This window comes from Streptomyces sp. A1277 (assembly GCF_004795015.1).
GTDB lineage: Bacteria > Actinomycetota > Actinomycetes > Streptomycetales > Streptomycetaceae > Streptomyces.
The window spans coordinates 18,471-36,673 of record NZ_SSBI01000011.1 but is presented as its reverse complement, the minus strand read 5'-3'; the positions used below and the strand labels follow the sequence as shown (position 1 = coordinate 36,673).

Genomic DNA, 18,203 nt, shown 5'->3' with positions numbered 1-18,203 from the left:
GGCGATATGGACCTTCTTGCTCTGGGACCTCTGGAACTATGGCACGGAGACCAGCAGCACATGCTCGGTTCGGTGAAACACCGCTGTGTGCTCGCGGTTCTGGTACACGCGCGCGGGGAGCCCGTCGCCGTGGACACGCTGATGGAGCGCGTCTGGGGTGACGAACCTCCGCCCAAGGGCCCCACCACGCTCCAGACTTACCTCTCCAAATTGCGCGGCCACCTGCGCGACGCCGTGGGTCCGCTCGTGCAGGTGGACCACGTGCCGCCCCGGCTGTACCGACTTCGTATGAGCGACCCGAACGACCTGGACCTGGTCCGCTTCCAGCGGTTTCGCGCCGAGGCCGCCGTGGCGGCGGAGCAAGGCCGGACGGACTGGGCGATCGGGCTCCTGCGCACCGCCGAGAGCATGTGGCGGGGCGAGCCGCTGACGGAGAGCTCCGGCGAGTGGGCGGCGTCGGTGCGCGCCCGTCTGGTGGAGGACCACCGCCATGTCCGGGAGGAGCGCATCCGGCTGGAACTGGAGCTCGGGCATCATGCCGATCTCATCGGCGAGCTGCGCGAGTTAGTGGCGGAGAGCCCACTGGCCGAAGGGGTCGTCGGCTCTCTGATGCTGGCACTCCACCGCAGCGGGAGAGACAGCGAGGCGCTGGAGCTCTACCGGACGACGCACGCCAGGCTGCGCGAGGGGCTGGGCATGGAGCCCGGCCCCGGTCTACGGACCCTCCACCAGCGGATCCTGGAACGGGACCGGGGCCTGACGGGGTCCCGGGAGGTCGCCGTCACCGTCAAGGCCCCCTCCCCCGCCGCACCCCCTCCCCCAGCCGCCCCCGCCGTCCTGGTCGCGCGGCCCCCGGCCAGTCCCCCGGTCCGCAACAACCTCCCCCGTGACACCCGGGACTTCACCGGCCGCACCCGGGAGCTGACACTCCTGCGCGAAGGGCTCGCCGGTGCCGGCGGGTACGCGCTGCCACTCGCCGTGCTGCACGGGATGCCCGGCATCGGCAAGACCGCGCTGGCAGTGCACGCGGCGCACCGGCTGGCCGACGCGTATCCGGATGGTCAGCTGTATGTCGATCTGCACGGGTTCAGCGGGCGGCGGCCTGTCGACCCGGTCGAGGCGCTGGCCCTCCTGCTGCACGCCGCCGGAGCGGGCGACGCGTTGCCGGACACACTCGACGAGCGGGCGGCCGAATGGCGGGAGTGGACCGCGCGCAACCGGGTGCTGGTGGTCCTCGACAACGCGCGGGACGCTGCCCAGGTCCGCCCGCTGCTGCCCGGTTCGGCCGGCTGCATGGCGATCGTGACAAGCCGCAACCGGCTCTCCTCACTGGACGGAGCGTCCTCCCTGCTGGTGGATGCGCTACCGGCCCAGGAGGCGGCAGCTCTGTTCACCCGGGTGGCGGGCACCGCCCGTACCTCTCGCGACCCGGACGCGCTGAAGCTGCTGGTGGATGCCTGCGGCCGTCATCCGCTGGCCACGACTCTGCTGGCCGGCCGATTCCGGCACCGGGAGATCTGGGACTTGCGCCACCTCTTGGAGCGCCTGGCGCAGTCGAGCGACCCACTGGACGAACTCGGCGAAGAAGTGTTCATTTCGGCGTTCCGGTTCTCCTACGCGGAACTGACTCCCGGCACCCGCCGACTGCTGCGCCTGCTGGCGCTGCATCCCGGCCCCGACATGACAGCGGCGGCGGCGGCCGCACTGTCGGGGAACGGGACCGGCCTCGGCCCCGGCGGCGGAGCCGGGAGCGTGCGGCGCAGCGTCGAGGAGCTGCTGGACTGCCACCTGCTGGCGGAACCGACACTCGGCCGCTATCAGCTGCATGACCTCACCCGAGCGTTCGCACTGCGCATGTCCACGGCCGACGAGCCGGAGAGCGCTCGCGGTGAGGCCGTCGGCAGGCTCCTCGGGTACTACCTCACTTCCGCGCACCGGGCACACCGCCTCACCCACCCGCGCCGCAGAGCCCTGGAGCCCGAGCATCCGTCGGTGTACGCGGCCGAGTTCGGCGACGATGGAGAGGCGACGGCCTGGCTGAACGCCGAGCGGGCCAATCTGTTGGCCGCCGCTCGCACGGCCGCCGCCGAGGACGCGGACCACGCGGCGCTCTTCCCGCACGCGCTCGCCCCCTCCTTGAGGATCTGGGGCAGCTGGGCGGTCACGAACGAGTTGTACGGCGCGGCCGTGGAAGCGCTGCGGCCCAGGGGGAACCCGGTACTGCTGGCGCAGACACTGGTGGAGGCCGCGGACGTACTGGCGCAGACGGGGCCCGGGGAGGCGCTGAGCTGTGCGGGCGAGGCTCTGACACTGTTCCAGGACCTCAACGACCCTGCGGGATGCGCCGACAGTTCGTTCCAGGCGAGCCGCGCCCACCTGGCGGCCGGCCACACCGGCCCGGCGCTGCGCATGGTGGAGCGGGCGCTGGGGTTATACCGCGGTCTGGGAGACCTGTACGGCGAGGCGGACTGCCTCAACGTCGAGGGGGCCGCGCTGTATTACGAGGGCCGGTACGACGAAGCGCTCGGCCGGGCGCGCGTCACGCTCCGGATACACGAAGGGACGGGGGACCTGCTGGGGCAGATCCGCGCGCACAACAACATCGGCGAGATCCACCAACTTCAGGGGCGCATCGAGCAAGCCCGCGACCACCTCGAACGATCGCGGATGTTGGCCCAACTGCACAGTGGAGCACAGGAGCTGGCCATTCTGGACACGAATATGGGCGCGGTTCACCAGGCCATGGGAGACACTCCGCGAGCGCTGGCGGGCTTCCGGCGGGCACTGGAGAGCCACCGGGCCCGGGGGGATGCGCTGGGCGAGGTGAACGCGCTGATCAGTATGGGCGCCGCGCACACCGCGAACGGCGACAGCGAGGAGGCACTGCTCCACTTCACGCTGGCGGAGGAGGTCGCGCGGAGGATCGGCAGTGCCTATGAGCGCACCCGGGCCCTGCTCGGCATGGCCGACATCCATCGTTCGGCAGCCCGGCCGGACGTGGCCCTGGAGCTCTACGGGCGCGCTCTCGACCTGTCCGAACACACGGGCTCCCGTCTCGCCGCGGCGCGTGCGCTGGCGGGCCTCGCACGTGCGGCGCTGAGTGCGCGACGGAGCGACCTGGCCCTGGAGTACGGCAGGAGAGCGGAGGAGGTGTACCGGAGCCTGGGCACCGGAGCCGAGGCGGAACGCCTCCGGCGTCTTCTGCTGGAGGAAACGAATCGGACCGGTGACTGAGCCTCGCCCAGACGCCGGCCCGTTCGACCGTGATGCGGATCAACCGCCGGTGACGTGCCCGGTCAGGGGCCGCGGAGTCACCACATCCACTGGAGCATTTCTACCATGTGAGCTACAACTCATCTCAATCCGGGCCGAGTTGGCCAATTTGTCAGCGCCGAGATCCGGCGAGTTGATCATGGCATGTTGCGACTGAGGAATGGGAACAAGCTCATCAGTTTGAGTGATCATCATGCAATCCGGCCTCTTAATCGCCCTCCCTCTGGCAAGGCATTTCGCACGTAGGCCGTCGATCGCTACGCCGCCGGCCTGAACGGCCTCGCGCAGCGGGCCGGCCACTGGTTCTCGGCGGTCGGCCACCCGCGTACGGAATCACCCCTGCCCCGTCAGGCCGAGGCGCGTTTGCGTGAGGTGCTGCTCTTCGATGCGGACTGCTTCTTGGCCGTCGCCTTCTTGGCGGCCGTCTTCTTGGCCGTGCCCTTGTTGGAGGCCGCCTTCTTCGCGGGCGGCTTCTTGGCCGTGCCCTTGGACGCGGCCTTCTTGGCGGAGCCGGAACCGGAACCGGAACGGGATCCGGAGCCAGCGCCCGATCCGGAACCGGAGCCCGATCCCGAGCCGGAGCCCGATCCCGACGCGGCCTTCTTGCGGGAGGTGCCCGATGCCTTGCGGTCCGAGAGCGAGGTGACATCGGCTACGGGCCGCTCGCCCTCGCCGTCCCCGCCGTCCTCGCCGCCCTCGCCGCCCGCCTCCTCGTCCGTCTCCTCGCCGCGGGCCTCCTTCGCGGCCCGGACGCTGCTCTCCAGGGCGGCGATCAGGTCGATGACCTTGCCGCCGCCGGAGGTGCCCTTCTCGGCCGGCTCCGGGACCTCGCCCGACGCCTTGGCGGCGATCAGCTCCTCGACCGCCTCGCGGTAGTCGTCGTGCAGCGAGCCCATGTCGACCTCGCCGAGGGTGTCCATCAGGGCGTCCGCGAGGTCGAGCTCGGCGTCGCGCACCGTCACGTCGGACTCCGGCGCGACGCCCTCGGGGGCGCGGATCTCGTCCGGCCAGAGCAGCCCGTGCATGGCGATCACGTCGTCCACGACCCGCAGCATGCCCAGCCGCTCCCGCCCGCGCAGCGCGTACTTGGCGAGCGCGACCTTCCGGCTCCGCTTCAGCGCCTCGCGCAGCAGGGTGTACGGCTTGGCGGCCGGGACGCCGTTGGCGGAGAGGTAGTACGCCGCGTCCATCTGGAGCGGGTCGATCGCGTCGGCCGGCACGAAGGCGACGATCTCGATCGTCTTGGCGGTGGGCAGCGGCAGCTTGCCCAGGTCCTCGTCGGTGATCGGGATCATCGTGCCGTCGGCGTCCTCGTACGCCTTGCCGATCTCGGCCGGGGTCACCTCCTCCCCGTCCAGCTCGCACACCTTGCGGTAGCGGATGCGGCCGCCGTCCTCGACGTGGATCTGCCGGAAGGAGATCGAGTGGTTCTCGGTGGCGTTGACCAGCTTGATCGGGATGCTGACCAGCCCGAAGGAGATGGCGCCGTTCCAGATGGACCTCACCGGTTCACCCCTTACATCCGCAATGTCCGTAGAAAACATATTTTCGTGTGATTCTTATCGTATGACGCCGATCACGGAGGTGGAGGGGCGACGCCTGTCGCTGAGCAACCTGGACAAGGTGCTGTATCCGGCCACCGGCACCACCAAGGGCGAGGTGCTGCACTACTACGCGGCCACGGCGTCCGAGGTGCTGCTCGCGCACCTGCGGGACCGGCCGGTGTCGTTCCTGCGCTATCCGGACGGGCCGGACGGGCAGCTGTTCTTCACCAAGAACCCGCCGCCCGGTACTCCGTCCTGGGTACGCACGACCCCGGTGCCGCACCGCGCGAGCGAGCCGGCCGAGCAGGTGGTCGTGCAGGATCTGGCCTCCCTGATGTGGGCCGCGAACCTGGTGGTGGAGTTCCACACCCCGCAGTGGCGGACCGAGACGCCCGCAGTGGCCGACCGGCTGGTGTTCGACCTGGACCCGGGGGCGCCGGCCACGGTCGTGGAGTGCTGCCGGGTCGCGCTGTGGCTGCGCGAGCGGCTGGCCGAGGACGGCTTGGAGGCGTACGGGAAGACCTCGGGCTCCAAGGGCCTGCACCTGCTGGTGCCGATCGTCCCGACGGACTCGGCGGCGGTCTCGGCGTACGCGAAGTCGCTGGCCGTCCGGGCGGAACGGGAGCTCGCGGATCTGGTGGTGCACCGGATGCGGCGGGCACTGCGGCCGGGCAAGGTGTTCGTGGACTTCAGCCAGAACGCCGCCGCGAAGACCACCGCCACCGCCTACACCCTGCGCGCGCGGGCCGAGCCGTCCGTCTCGGCACCGGTCACCTGGGCGGAGATCGAGCAGTGCCGCAGCCCCGCCGAGCTGGTCTTCCTGGCGGGCGACATGGCCGGGCGACTGGTCCGCCACGGCGATCTGCTCGCCCCGCTCCACGAGCCCGGCCGGGGCCGGCCCGTTCCGGACAGCGCGTAGCCGTACGGGTCCCGCGCCCATACCGCACACACGCGAGTTTTGTCATGTCCAAGGGCAAATGGGTGCGGGGGGTGGTCGGATTGTCCCAGCCGTGGTGCACACTCTGCGCAGACACTGCTTTCGTGGACGTCGGTGGGGAGGCGATGGCGTGTTCGCGGGGATCGAAGAGGTCGACTGGGCCTCGATGGAGCATGCCTACGGGCCGGCGGACGACGTGCCCGCGCTGCTGCGGGGCCTGGCGTCCGCCGATCCGGCGGAGCGCGAACACGCCCTGGACGGGATGTACGGCTCGGTGCACCACCAGGGCGACGTCTACGCGTGCACCCTCGCCTGCATCCCCTTCCTCTTCGAGCTGGTGGTCGATCCGGCGGTCCCGGACCGGGGCGACATAGTCGAGCTGCTCACCAGCATCGGCGGCATCGACCTCGACGAGGACGACGAGGAGGAGCTCGACGAGGACGAGGCGGAGGGCGCGGCGAACTACGCGATGGCGGCGGCGGCCGTCTCCGCCGGCGCCGGGGTGTTCTTCCCGCTGATGGCCGACGCGGACCCGTGCGTACGGCTCTCCGCCCCGCTCGCCCTGGCCACCCTGCACGACGACCCGGCCCGGGTGCTGGCCCTGCTGCGGAAGCGGCTGGCCGTGGAGGCGCACGAGGAGGTGCGGCTCGCACTGGTCGAGGCGGCGGGACGGCTCGCGCTGCGTCACCGGCCGCTGACCGGGCCGGTCGCCGACTGGCTGAGCCGGCTGGCCGCCGAGGCCAATCCGCCGGGGCTGCGGCTGGCGGCCCTGGCCCAGCTGGCACGCTGCGCGCCGCACTCGCTGCCGGGCGATGTGGTGCCGCTGGTGACGGGGCTGCTGCGGCAGCTGCGCACGCTCCCCGGCCCGGTCGGGGCCCGGCCCCGAGGCGCCGAGCCGCCCGGGGCCGCCGCCCCCGAGGCCGCCCCGGTGACGCTGCTGGGCCAGCTGCGTGCGCTGTCCGCCGAGGAGAACGCGGGGCGGGCCGCGCCCTGGACGGCCGATCTGCTGCGCACCCTGCACGTCGGGCTCGACGACCGGGTGGCCGAACGCACCGCGCTGCTGACCGACCAGCTGCGCAGCCCCGACCCCTGGCAGCGCATCGACGCCGTGCGCATGAGCGACGGGCTCATAGGCGGCTGGCGGGGTTCCTACGCGGAGCTGGTGGGACTGGTGGGCGAGCAGCTCGCCTCGCCCGAGCCGAAACTCGCCGAGGCCGCCTCGCACCTGCTGGAGGGCTTGTTCGGTCTGGCCGCCCCCGCGGCGGACGCGCTGGCGGCGCGGGTCGCGGCGGACCCCGGGGCGTGGGTGCGGGAGTGGGCGAGCGGGCGGCCGACGCTCGGCAGCGCGGTGAAGGCCCTGGCCCGGCTGGGCGACGCCCGCGCGCTGCCCGCCCTGGCCGCGGCCCTCGACTGCCCGCTGGTGCCGTACGACGTCGGGCCCTGCATCGGCCACCTGGGCGAGGCGGCCCGGCCGCTGGCCGGTGAGCTGCGGCGCCGGCTGGGCGAGGCGGTGCTCGACGAGCACGCCTACGACCGGGCGGGCCCGCTGTTGACCGGACTGACCGCGCTGCGGGCGGGCGAGGCCGCGCCGGAGGTGCTGCGGGTGCTGCGCGGCACCCCGGAGTTCCGGGGCGAGTGGCTGCGTACGGCGGCGCTGCGGGCGCTCGCCTCCTTCGGGCCGGCCGCGCGCTGCGCCGTGCCGGAGCTGCGGGCGCTGATGCGGCACCCCGGGACGGCGGAGGCGACCGAGGCGGCCGAGGCCCTGTGGGCGGTGGAGGGGGATGCCGGCGCGGTGGTTCCGGCACTGATCGAGGGACTTGAGACACCCGACGTGTACGCGGCGCGCGCGGCGGCGGGCGCGCTGGGCCGGCTGGGTGAGCGGGCGGCGGTGACCGCCCCCCGGCTGCGGGCCCTGCTGTGCCACGAGGAGCTGTGGCTGCGGGTGGACGCGGCGATCGCCCTGTGGGAGGTCTCCGGGCGGGCCGCCGAGTCCGTTCCGGTGCTGCTGGCGGCCTGGGAGCAGAACCGTCACGTCCGGGTCCGGGTGGCGGAATGCCTGGCGCGGATGGGGCCCGCTGGTGCAGGGTCGGACGCGGCACACGTGCTGCTGGCCGAGCTCACCTCCGTACGCCGTCACAACGCGACGGACGGCGTCTACGGCAGCCACGACACGTACACGGACGAAAAGCTGCTGGCGCTCTGCCGCCGGGCGCTCCTGGGGAAGACGGGGAAGGAACCCACATGATCATTTTCGGCACGCGAGGTTATCTGTACCAGCTGGCGGTCCTGACGCTGGTCTGCGGCTGGTGCGGGAATCCGGCCGCGCACACGCTGCGCAAGCGGGTCACGAAGTTCACGCTGTTCTTCGTGCCGCTGTTCCCCTTCTCGACCAAGTTCGCCACGCAGTGCACGTTCTGCGGTGGCGAGCAGCAGATACCCAAGGAGCAGGCCGACCAGCTGCTGGCCCAGCACCTGGCGTCGCAGGGCGGCAACCCGTACGGCCAGCCGCAGCAGCCGGGCTACGCACCGGGCGCGCCGGGCCAGGGGCAGAACCCGTACCAGCACTGACTGCACATCAGCACTAAATACGCATAAGAGACTTCCTTCCGAATAAGGTCGAGGGGGACGGGGCCGCGCGCCGGCGCGGCGTCGGCCCGTCCGCCCCTCGGAATCCCGGGAACGGAGGAAGTCATGCGTCCGCGGCTGCTGCCGGCCCTCGTGGCCGTCGCCGGTGCCCTGCTGGCCGGCTGCGGCACCGGCGGGGAACTGCGGAGTGCCGGCCGGACCCCGGCCGCGATCGGTCCGGTGCGCCTGTGGCCGACGCTGCCCCCGGCGTCCGCCGCCCCGTACGACTACGGCGAGGGCGAGACCGCGCGCATCCCCGGCATCCGGGTCCCGGGCGGCGATGTGCACCGGCTGGACCCGGTGGCGGTGGTGCAGGCGGGGCTGAAGGCGCTGCCCGACCGGTCCACCGGGGTCGGCGAGCTGCCGGACCGGACGGTGGAACAGGTCAACGCCTGCCGCAGCGCGCCCCGTTCCTGCCCGGTGCTGCAGCCGTACTTCCGGGACCTCACCGGCGACGGGAAGGACGAGATGGTCCTCGCCGTCCGGCTGGCCGGCCGTCAGCTCTCGGTCCGCGTCTACATGCCGGACGCGGGCGCGCTGACCCGCATCATGGCCACGTCGGACGCGGTGATCAGCGTGGAGCTGGCCGGCCGGGACCTGATCATGCGGGCGCCGTCGGCGATCACGGGCTACGAGTACCGCACGGCGTGGTCCTGGGACGACCGGCAGCGCGCGATGCTGCCCACCCAGGACGAGATCCTGCGCACCGGACAGGACCGGCGGCACCCGCCGAGCCCGCGCCCCTCCGCCCCGCGCACGCCCCGGCCCACGGCATCCGTCCCGGCGGAGCGCCGGTGAGCCGCCGGGTGGGGGCGCCGAGGAGCGGGCGCAGGCGCCGGCTGCGGCTGCCCGCCTGGACCGCGACGCTCACCTGGAAGTCGGCGGTCTTCATCACCGTGATGTGCTGCCTGCTCGCCGCACTCCTCGGCGTGCTGGTCCACACCGCGGTCACCCGTCAGACGGTCGGCCACGCCCGCGAGAAGGCGCTGTCCCGGCTCACCGAGGTCTCCCGCGCCTACCAGGCGGGCGAGGCGCTGCCGCCGCGTTCCGGGGTGGACCCGCCGGGCCTGCCCGCGCCGCTGCGGGCCCTGGCGGCGAGCGGGCGGCGGGGCACCATGGTCGCCGGACACCTCGGGCGCCCGGCGATGTGGGCCGCCGCCCCGGCGGACGGCGGGCGGGCGCTCGCGGCCTGGACCGACTACAGCCAGAGCGCCCGCACGATCAACGGCCTGGACGGGGCGATCACCGGCTCCTCGCTGCTGGCGATCGGGGCCACGCTGCTGGTCGGCGCGTTCGCCGTCACCCGGGTCACCCGGCGGCTGCACCAGACGGCGCGGGTGGCCCGGCGGATCGGCGCGGGCGATCTGGACGCCCGCGTCAACGATCCGCGTACGGCGGACCCGGCGCGCCGGCAGGACGAGGTCGCCGTCGTCGCCGGGGCGCTCGACACGATGGCGTCCGCGCTCCAGCGCAAGCTCCAGGCCGAGCAGCGCTTCACCGCCGATGTGGCGCACGAGCTGCGCACCCCGCTGACCGGTCTGTCGGCCGCCGCCGAACTGCTGCCGCCGGGCCGGCCGTCCGAGCTGGTGCAGGACCGGGCGCGGGCCCTGCGCGCCCTGACCGAGGACCTGTTGGAGATCTCGCGCCTCGACGCCCGTACCGAGCACGTCGATCTCGATGTGCACGAACTGGCACCGCTCGCCGCGGGCGTGGTGCGCGCATCGGGCACCGAGACCGAGGTCGTGGTCACCGGGGAGCCCGTGCGCGTCGAGACGGACAGGCGGCGCCTGGAACGGGTGCTGGGCAACCTGGTCGGCAACGCGCACCGGCACGGCAGGCCGCCGGTGGTGCTGACGGTCGACGGGCCGGTGGTGACCGTGCGCGACCACGGTGACGGCTTCCCGGAGTACCTGACCGCGGGCGGCCCGCAGCGCTTCCGCACCGAGGCCGGCGGCAAGGGGCACGGCCTCGGGCTGACCATCGCCGCCGGGCAGGCCGAGGTGATGGGCGCCGCGCTCTCCTTCGGGAACGCGCCGGACGGCGGGGCGGTGGCCCGGCTGACGCTGCCGCACTACGTACGCCTCGACGCGGAGGAACCGCCGGACGGGCGGTAGGCACCCACGCGAACCGCACTATGACATAAGGGAAATAACCCCCACCTCTTGCTACGTTGCGGGGCATGACCGCATCGACGGCGGACGCACCCCCGCCCGTGCTGCGCCTGCCCAAGCGGCGCGGCGTGGAACTCTCGCTCCTGATCGGGGCCGTCCTCATCTCCGTCTACGGCTACGCCGCGGTCGGGCTGGCCCACGACGACGCGGTCCCGCCCGATGTCGCCGGTTACGGCGGCGGCCTCGGGCTGCTCGCGCTGCTGGCCCATCTCGCGGTCCGCTTCCGCGCCCCGTACGCCGATCCGCTGCTGCTGCCCATCGCGGTCCTGCTCAATGGCCTGGGCCTGGTGCTGATCTACCGGCTGGACCTGGAGACGCCGGGCGACCGGGCGGCGACGACCCAGCTGATCTGGTCCACGCTCGGCGTCGCGTTCTTCATCGCGGTGGTGGTGTTCCTGCGCGACCACCGGGTGCTCCAGCGCTACGCGTACCTCTCGGTCGCCGCCGCCCTCGTCCTGATGATCGTGCCGATCTTCTTCCCCGCGGTGAACGGGGCGAAGATCTGGATCAGGATCGGCGGCTTCTCCTTCCAGCCCGGCGAGTTCGCCAAGATCCTGCTCGCGGTGTTCTTCGCCGCCTACCTCGCGGCGAACCACAACGCCCTCGCGTACACCGGCCGCAGGATCTGGAAGCTCCAGCTGCCCACCGGGCGGGTGCTCGGCCCGATCGTGGCGATCTGGCTGCTCAGCGTCGGTGTCCTGGTCCTGGAACGCGACCTCGGCACCTCGCTGCTGTTCTTCGGGCTGTTCGTGATCCTGCTGTACGTGGCGACCGGGCGGACCGGCTGGATCGCGGTCGGGCTGCTGCTCGCGGCGGTCGGCGCGTTCGTCGTGGGCTCCTTCGAACCGCATGTGCACAGCCGGGTGCAGGACTGGCTCGACCCGTTCGCCTCGATCGACGCCGGCCGGGGGCCGGGCCAGCTCGCCCAGTCGCTGTTCGCCTTCGCCGCCGGCGGGATGCTCGGCACCGGCCTCGGGCTCGGCCACTCGGTCCTCATCGGTTTCGCCGCCAAGTCCGACTTCATCCTGGCCACGGCCGGCGAGGAGCTGGGGCTCGCCGGGCTGACCGCCGTCTTCCTGCTGTACGCGCTGCTGGTGGCGCGCGGCTACCGGGCCGGGCTCGCGCTGCGCGACGCGTTCGGGCGGCTGCTGTCGATCGGGCTCGCCTCGATCCTGGCGCTCCAGGTCTTCGTGATCGCGGGCGGGGTGATGGGGCTGATCCCGCTGACCGGGATGGCGATGCCGTTCCTGGCGCAGGGCGGTTCGTCCGTGGTCACCAACTGGATCATCGTGGCGCTGCTGATCCGGGTCAGCGATCTCGCCCGCCGGCCCCCGCCCGACGAGGTGGAGACCGGGGTCGTGGCGTCGGTCCCGTCGTCCCCGTCGTCCTCGTCGTCCCCGTCGTTCCCGTCGTTCCCGGAGGGCGAGCGGTGATCCGCCACATCCGGCACGCCGCCGCCTTCTGCCTGCTGCTGCTCGTGGCTCTGCTGGTGAACGCCGCCCGCGTCCAGGTCTTCGAGGCCGACGAACTGGACGGCAACCCGGCCAACCGCCGCAACACCATCGCCCGTTACGACCAGCCGCGCGGCGACATCCTGGTCGACGGCCGGCCCGTCACCGGCTCGAAGGACACCGGCGAACAGCTCGCCCACGAACGCACCTACCGCTACGGCCCGCTGTACGCGCCGGTGACGGGGTACGCCTCGCAGACGTACGGCACCACCCTCATCGAGAACGCCGAGGACGCGGTCCTCTCCGGCACCGACCCGCTGCTCGCCCCGCTCCCCCTGTGGAACGAGGTCAGCCGGGACCGGCAGCCGGGCGGCGACGTCGCCACCACCGTCAAGGACGCGGTGCAGCGCGCCGCCTACCGGGGGCTCGGCAACCGGCGGGGCGCGGTCGCGGCCATCGAGCCGTCGTCGGGCCGCATTCTCGCGCTGGTCTCGACCCCCTCGTACGACCCCGGGCGGCTGTCCGGCACCGGCTCGTCGGTCACCGACGCCTGGCGGGAGCTGAACGCGGCGAACAGCCGGCCGATGCTCAACCGGGCGATCCGGCAGACCTATCCGCCCGGCTCCGCGTTCAAGATCGTGACGGCGGCCGCCGCCCTGGACGCGGAGGTCGTCACCGATCCGGACGCGGCGACCGACACCCCGTCCCCGTACGTGCTGCCGGGCACCTCCACCGTCCTGCCCGACGAGTCGCGCGGCTGCGAGAAGGCGTCGCTGGCCGACGCGATCCGGGTCTCCTGCAACACCGTGATGGCGCACCTGGGGGTGGAGGTGGGGCTCGACGGCATGGTGGCCGCTGCCGAGCGCTTCGGGTTCAACGACACGGGCCTGGAGATCCCGTCGGGGGTGGCGAAGAGCAACTTCGACACGGAGATGAGCGACGACCAGCTGGCCCAGTCCTCGATCGGCCAGTTCGACACGACGGCCACCCCGCTCCAGATGGCGATGGTGGCGGCGGCCGTCGCCAACGGCGGCGAGCTGATGTACCCGCACCTGGTGGAGCGGACGACGAAGCACAGCGGCGCGACGGTCCACACCACCGGTGCCCGGTCCTACCACCGGGCGATGAACGCGATGACGGCGATGCGGCTGCGGCAGATGATGGTCGACGTGGTGCGGGACGGCACCGGCACGAACGCGGCGATCGGCGGGGCGACGGTCGGCGGCAAGACCGGCACGGCCCAGCACGGCGTCGACAACTCGGACCTGCCCTACGCCTGGTTCATCTCCTGGGCGCAGGCGGACGGCGCGGCCCGCCCGGCGGTGGCGGTCGCCGTGGTCGTCGAGGACGCCGAGGCCGACCGGGCCGACATCAGCGGCGGCGGCAGCGCGGCCCCGATCGCCCGTTCCGTGATGGAAGCCGCCCTGGAAGACTGACCCCGTGACGGTTTCGGTGGCCGGCCGGGGCCGGGACGCGGAGCTGCTGGGCGCGGCCGGGGCGGTGGAGCGGGCCCTGTCACCGGTCGCGGGGGGAGGGAGACGCATTGCCCGTACACGTACCCGAGTACCGCATCCGAGTACGTGTACTCAGGACCGCGCCGGCCCCAGGCGGCAGCCTGGACACCGACAGCCACCCCCCAGAAGGAGCCCCACCGTGCGCACAGCCCGTCGTCCCCGCCGCCTCCGGACCGCCACCGCCGCCCTCGCCGTCACCGGCGCGGCCCTGGCGCTGCTCACGTCCGCCTGCTCCATGGAGGACGCGGTGTGCTCCGGCGGCGAGTACCCGGTGCTGTACGTGGGCAGTACCGGGGGCGCCTGTGTGCCGGACGGCCAGGAGCCGCCCAAGGGATACGCCCGCTACCCGGAGGGCAAGGTCCCGAAGCACGTGGACGACAAGTGGTGGACGTACTGGAACACCCACACCCTGGACGCGGACGGGAACATCATCGACGCGTCGGACTGATCAGCCGGCCGGCTGATCAGCCGCCGGACCGGTCAGCTAGCCCCGGTGGTCTCGATCGGCTTGCGCATCTCCTCGCGGACGCGGGCCGTGTCCAGCGCCGCCCGGTCGAGGTCGACCTTCTCCGGGTCCTGGAGCGCGGTCTCGGCGGTGACGACGGCGACGAAGGAGGCGGTGTTGCCGTCGCCCCAGGCGCACATCGGGAGGGTGCTGGTGATGCCGCTCTCCTTCGAGCGGACGACCTGGCAGGAGACGGTGATCCCGTAGCGCTCGGGGGTGAACTCCCGGGCGGGCACGGCCACGGTCATCCCGTCGGCCTCGGCGGCGCCCTCCAGGATCTTGTCCCGGGAGAACTCCGGGGACTTGATGCGCCCCCACATCCCGGAGACGATCAGGGTGCCGCCGCTCGTGGAGGTGTACTGGGTGACCACCGCCTTCGCGTCGCGGATGGTCGGGTCGTAGGTCTCCTCGATCTCCTTGCCGTCCGTCGCCGAGGAGTCCTTCAGCAGGGTGTACTCGTCGTCCAGCAGCGTCTTCGGCACGGTCAGCCGGTACTCGGCCGCCGGGAAGCCTCCGGCCGTCGGCAGCTTCCCGTCGTCCGCCGCGTCCACCAGCCGCACGACCCCGAAGGCGATGCCGCCGGCCACCACGAGCGCCCCGGCGACGACCGCGGCGATCAGTCCGGCCCTGTTCCGCCTGGGCGGCGGCATCCCCGGGAACCCCGGCCCGCCGGGCACCGCACCCCAGGGCGCGGGCTGCGTCGGGGCGCCCTGCGGATACCCGTAGGGCGGCGGCTGCTGCCCGGGCAGCGGCTGAGGGGCGTACGGGCTCTGCTGGGGCTGGGGCTGCGGCGGGCCGTAGGGGCTTTGCGGCGCGCCGTACGGGCCCTGCGGCGGCTGGGGCGGGGGCGTGGTCATGGCGCCCAAGCTACGGCATGTACACGAACACGATTTCGAGGGCCCGGGCGCGTGGGGCCGTCAGCGTCCCGCCGCGCGGTCGATGGCGGCGGACGGGTACGGCGTGCGCCTGCTCACCGTCAGCAGGCGGCGGTGGAAGCCGTCCAGGACGACGGCGGGCGCCGCGTGCCGGTCGACGAGCGCGGCCACCTCGGGCGGTACGCCGCCGGGCCGGTCGCCGGCGATCCAGCCGCGCAGGAAGTCGGCGTCGCGCACCCCGTCGAAGAGGTGGTGGCGCACCAGGTGGCCGGCGACGTAGTGCCGGTCGTACGCGAGGTGGCCGGCCAGGAACGCGGACTCCTCGGCGGAGAGGTCGAAGGAGGAGCTGAGCGCGAGGCCGAAGTCGGCGAAGCGGATCGCGTGCCCGTCGGTCAGGACGTTGTGGAAGTGGGCGTCGAAGTGGACGAACCCGTGCGCGCTCATGAAGTCGGCGCCGCGCGCCAGGGCCGCGTCCAGCCGTGCGTACGGCGGGTCCTCGCCGCCCTGCGCGGCGGCTTCGCGGCGCTCGCCCAGCCAGGCCGCGAGGGTGTGCGGCACGTGTTCCAGGAAGAGCACCAGGCTCGCCGCGGACCGGCCGACGGCCTCCAGCCGCGCGCGTACGGCCGGGTGGCCCTCCCAGTGGGCCACCGCTCCCTCGATGCCGCCGAATTCGTCGGTGAAGCCCTCGGGCGGGGAGTCGGGCAGGACGCGCCAGTGGTGCAGCACCGGGAAGTCCGGGTAGGCGCCGGTGAGGACCCAGTCGGTGGTGAGGGTGTGCGCGGCCAGTTCCCGCCAGGCCCCGAAGCCGGCCGAGCCGATGCCGTACTGGTAGAACACCGGCAGCCCGAAGAGGTTGGCGGTCGAGCGGACGTGGTGCGGCCGCAGTTCGAGTTCCGTCAGGGGCACCCGCTTGACGAAGACCCGGGTGCCGTCGACGTCCAGCTCCGCCGCCCTGCCGCCGATGCCCGATCCCAGCGGGGCGGCGGAGGAGACGGCCTCGCCGAGGCGGCGGTCGCTCATCCGGGAGAGCCGGGCGGAGACCCGGCCGTGGGCGGCCAGGCGTGCGCCGTGCCGTTCAGACTCCTGCCGCACCCGCCCCGCCCTGGCTGATCGCCTCGGCCACCTCAGCGACCCGTGCCTGTTCCTCCGCTTCGAAGCGGTCCCTGTCCAGCTGCTCGGCTATCTCCTCGTCCTGGGCCATGAGCTGGTCCAGGCTGGAGTCGCCGAGTTCGAGGACGCCCATGTCGACGTATGCCTTCTGCAGCCGTTCGCCCCACAGGCCGATGTCCTTGACGCACGGGACGATGCGGCTGAACAGCAGCTTACGGAAGAGCTGGAGGAATTCGGAGTGCTCGGAGAGGTCCTTCGCCTCCTGCTTGCCGATGCCGAAGTTTTCCAGGACCTCCACCCCGCTGAGCCGGTCGCGCATCAGGTAGCAGCCCTCGATGACGAACTCCTCGCGCTCGCGCAGTTCCGCGTCGCTCAGCTGCTTGTAGTAGTCGCGCAGCGCCATCCGCCCGAAGGCGACGTGCCGGGCCTCGTCCTGCATGACGTAGGCGAGGATCTGCTTGGGCAGCGGCCGGGTCGTGGTGTCGCGGATCATGCCGAACGCGGCCAGGGCCAGGCCCTCGATGAGCACCTGCATGCCGAGGTAGGGCATGTCCCAGCGCGAGTCGCGCAGGGTGTCGCCGAGCAGCCCCTGGAGGTTGTCGTTGACCGGGTAGAGCATCCCGACCTTCTCGTGCAGGAACCGGCTGTAGATCTCCGCGTGCCTCGCCTCGTCCATGGCCTGGGTCGCGGAGTAGAACTTGGCGTCCAGGTCGGGGACGGACTCGGTGATCCGGGCGGCGCAGATCATCGCGCCCTGCTCGCCGTGCAGGAACTGGCTGAACTGCCAGGAGGTGTAGTGCCTGCGCAGCTCGCCCCGGTCCTTCTCGGTCATCTTCGCCCAGTGCGGGGTGCCGTAGAGGGTCAGCGCCTCGTCGGGGGTGCCGAGCGGGTCGGCCGGGTCGACCTCCAGGCTCCAGTCGATGCGCTTGTTGCCGTCCCACTGCTTGTCCTTGCCCTTCTGGTACAGGGCGAGAAGCCGCTCGCGGCCGTCGTCGTAGTCCCAGCTGAAGCGCGCGGCGCCCGAGGCGGGCACCTCCCACAGCGGCTGCTCGGGGGCGGTGGTGTAGAGGTCGTGGGTCGACACGGACGGCTCCTTCGCCTCGCGTACGTCGTAACGCGGCGCGTTACCGGCTCGGTTGGCAGGTTCACACGTTGGTAGACGTGTGGTCAACAAGTCGTACGCAAGGGATTGACGGCCTTGCTGACAGGTAGTCTCATAAAGGGTGACCGCCGGTAACCCATGTGTGAGGTGCCTACCGCCATGACCGTGTCCGAAAGCGACCTGCAGACCCTCCGCGACGCCCTCGGCCCACTGCGCGGCCGCGAACAGATCGCGGAGCGGCTGCTGGAGGCATCGGCCAAGCACTCCTTCGACCCGGACAGGGAACTCGCCTGGGACGTGCCGCCCGAGGACGGCAAGTGGTTCTGGCCGCCCGAGCTGGTCTCCCTCTACGACACCCCGCTGTGGAAGCGGATGTCGCACGACCAGCGGCTCGAACTGTCCCGGCACGAGGCGGCCTCGCTGGCCTCGCTCGGCATCTGGTTCGAGATCATCCTCATGCAGCTGCTGGTGCGGCACATCTACGACAAGCCGGCGACCAGCAGCCACGTCCGCTACGCCCTCACCGAGATAGCCGACGAGTGCCGGCACTCGATGATGTTCGGCCGGATGATCACCTGGGGCGGCGGGCCCACCTACTCCGTACCGCGCAGGTACCACAACATGGCCCGCATCCTGAAGAGCGTCTCCACGACGCCCGGTTCGTTCGCCGGCACGCTCCTCGGCGAGGAGATCCTCGACTGGATGCAGCGCCTCACCTTCCCCGACGAGCGCGTCCAGCCCCTGGTGCGCGGGGTGACCCGCATCCATGTGATCGAGGAGGCGCGGCACGTGCGCTACGCCCGCGAGGAGCTGCGCCGCCAGATGGTGACCGCCCCGCGCTGGGAACGCGAACTGGCCCGGCTGAGCTGCGGGGAGGCGGCCCGCGTCTTCTCCATCTGCTTCGTCAACCCGCAGGTGTACGAGAACGTCGGGCTGAACCGCCACGAGGCCGTCGCCCAGGTCCGGGCCAGCGGCCACCGGGCCGAGGTCATGCAGACGGGCGCCAAGCGGCTGACCGACTTCTTCGAGGACATCGGGGTCCTGAACGGCGTGGGGCGCAGGCTGTGGAAGAGCTCGGGCCTGCTCGCCTGAGGGC

At 72.4% G+C, this 18,203-nt stretch carries 14 protein-coding genes; 10 read left to right on the top strand and 4 right to left on the bottom strand.

Annotated features, from left to right (window positions below):
* Positions 1–6 precede the first annotated feature (6 nt).
* Positions 7–3,234 carry a BTAD domain-containing putative transcriptional regulator gene (locus tag E6R18_RS09815; protein ID WP_136316475.1) on the top strand — a complete coding sequence of 1,076 codons (3,228 nt, stop codon included), beginning with the start codon at positions 7–9 and terminating at the stop codon, positions 3,232–3,234.
* A 386-nt stretch (positions 3,235–3,620) separates the two neighbouring features.
* Here the strand turns inward: E6R18_RS09815 and E6R18_RS09810 are convergent, their stop codons facing one another.
* Complete coding sequence (locus E6R18_RS09810) at positions 3,621–4,778, bottom strand: Ku protein (RefSeq protein WP_136316474.1); 1,158 nt, start codon at positions 4,776–4,778, stop codon at positions 3,621–3,623.
* Positions 4,779–4,839: 61 nt separating this feature from the next.
* Between E6R18_RS09810 and ligD the strand changes: the two genes are divergently transcribed.
* The 8 genes from ligD to E6R18_RS09770 all read left to right on the top strand — a co-directional run bounded on the left by ligD (position 4,840) and on the right by E6R18_RS09770 (position 13,963).
* A complete protein-coding gene (ligD, locus tag E6R18_RS09805; protein ID WP_136316473.1) occupies positions 4,840–5,736 on the top strand; it encodes a non-homologous end-joining DNA ligase in 897 nt (298 codons plus the stop codon).
* Positions 5,737–5,884: 148 nt separating this feature from the next.
* Positions 5,885–7,999, top strand: coding sequence for a PBS lyase (locus tag E6R18_RS09800; RefSeq protein WP_136316472.1), 2,115 nt, complete (start codon positions 5,885–5,887; stop codon positions 7,997–7,999).
* Positions 7,996–8,322: a zinc-ribbon domain-containing protein gene (locus tag E6R18_RS09795; RefSeq protein WP_136316471.1), complete on the top strand. Its 327-nt coding sequence runs from the start codon at positions 7,996–7,998 to the stop codon at positions 8,320–8,322. Before E6R18_RS09800 ends, E6R18_RS09795 begins: the two co-directional genes overlap by 4 nt.
* Before the next feature lie 123 nt (positions 8,323–8,445).
* Positions 8,446–9,177: a hypothetical protein gene (locus E6R18_RS09790; RefSeq protein ID WP_136316470.1), complete on the top strand. Its 732-nt coding sequence runs from the start codon at positions 8,446–8,448 to the stop codon at positions 9,175–9,177.
* Positions 9,174–10,493 (top strand): HAMP domain-containing sensor histidine kinase, encoded by a 1,320-nt coding sequence (locus E6R18_RS09785; RefSeq protein ID WP_136316469.1) that lies wholly within the window; start codon positions 9,174–9,176, stop codon positions 10,491–10,493. Before E6R18_RS09790 ends, E6R18_RS09785 begins: the two co-directional genes overlap by 4 nt.
* A 65-nt stretch (positions 10,494–10,558) precedes the next feature.
* The gene (locus E6R18_RS09780) at positions 10,559–11,983 is read left to right on the top strand and encodes an FtsW/RodA/SpoVE family cell cycle protein (RefSeq protein WP_136316468.1); all 1,425 of its coding nucleotides are present in this window, start codon (positions 10,559–10,561) and stop codon (positions 11,981–11,983) included.
* Positions 11,980–13,437, top strand: coding sequence for a penicillin-binding transpeptidase domain-containing protein (locus E6R18_RS09775; protein WP_136316467.1), 1,458 nt, complete (start codon positions 11,980–11,982; stop codon positions 13,435–13,437). The genes E6R18_RS09780 and E6R18_RS09775 overlap by 4 nt, the downstream gene beginning before the upstream one ends.
* A 217-nt stretch (positions 13,438–13,654) precedes the next feature.
* A complete protein-coding gene (locus E6R18_RS09770) occupies positions 13,655–13,963 on the top strand; it encodes a hypothetical protein (RefSeq protein ID WP_136316466.1) in 309 nt (102 codons plus the stop codon).
* Between the two features lie 32 nt (positions 13,964–13,995).
* On the opposite strand, the gene E6R18_RS09765 is transcribed toward E6R18_RS09770, so the two are convergent.
* The 3 genes from E6R18_RS09765 to E6R18_RS09755 are packed head-to-tail and all read right to left on the bottom strand — an operon-like array spanning position 13,996 to position 17,089.
* Positions 13,996–14,877, bottom strand: a complete 882-nt coding sequence (locus tag E6R18_RS09765) for a hypothetical protein (RefSeq protein WP_136316465.1) — start codon at positions 14,875–14,877, stop codon at positions 13,996–13,998.
* A 60-nt stretch (positions 14,878–14,937) separates the two neighbouring features.
* Positions 14,938–15,987, bottom strand: a complete 1,050-nt coding sequence (locus E6R18_RS09760; protein WP_136316464.1) for a protein kinase family protein — start codon at positions 15,985–15,987, stop codon at positions 14,938–14,940.
* Positions 15,971–17,089 (bottom strand): ferritin-like domain-containing protein, encoded by a 1,119-nt coding sequence (locus tag E6R18_RS09755; protein ID WP_136316463.1) that lies wholly within the window; start codon positions 17,087–17,089, stop codon positions 15,971–15,973. Before E6R18_RS09755 ends, E6R18_RS09760 begins: the two co-directional genes overlap by 17 nt.
* A gap of 177 nt (positions 17,090–17,266) precedes the next feature.
* Here E6R18_RS09755 and E6R18_RS09750 point away from each other — a divergent pair, with 177 nt between their 5' ends.
* Positions 17,267–18,199 (top strand): diiron oxygenase, encoded by a 933-nt coding sequence (locus E6R18_RS09750; protein WP_136316462.1) that lies wholly within the window; start codon positions 17,267–17,269, stop codon positions 18,197–18,199.
* Positions 18,200–18,203 lie beyond the last annotated feature (4 nt).

What these genes read in the sequence shown, in the direction of transcription:
- ligD (WP_136316473.1), top strand. Translation starts at nt 4,840, where the DNA reads ATGACGCCGATCACGGAGGTGGAGGGGCGACGCCTGTCGCTGAGCAAC.
- E6R18_RS09790 (WP_136316470.1), top strand. Translation starts at nt 8,446, where the DNA reads ATGCGTCCGCGGCTGCTGCCGGCCCTCGTGGCCGTCGCCGGTGCCCTG.
- E6R18_RS09750 (WP_136316462.1), top strand. Translation starts at nt 17,267, where the DNA reads ATGACCGTGTCCGAAAGCGACCTGCAGACCCTCCGCGACGCCCTCGGC.
- E6R18_RS09815 (WP_136316475.1), top strand. Translation starts at nt 7, where the DNA reads ATGGACCTTCTTGCTCTGGGACCTCTGGAACTATGGCACGGAGACCAG.
- E6R18_RS09765 (WP_136316465.1), bottom strand. Translation starts at nt 14,877, where the DNA reads ATGACCACGCCCCCGCCCCAGCCGCCGCAGGGCCCGTACGGCGCGCCG.
- E6R18_RS09795 (WP_136316471.1), top strand. Translation starts at nt 7,996, where the DNA reads ATGATCATTTTCGGCACGCGAGGTTATCTGTACCAGCTGGCGGTCCTG.
- E6R18_RS09780 (WP_136316468.1), top strand. Translation starts at nt 10,559, where the DNA reads ATGACCGCATCGACGGCGGACGCACCCCCGCCCGTGCTGCGCCTGCCC.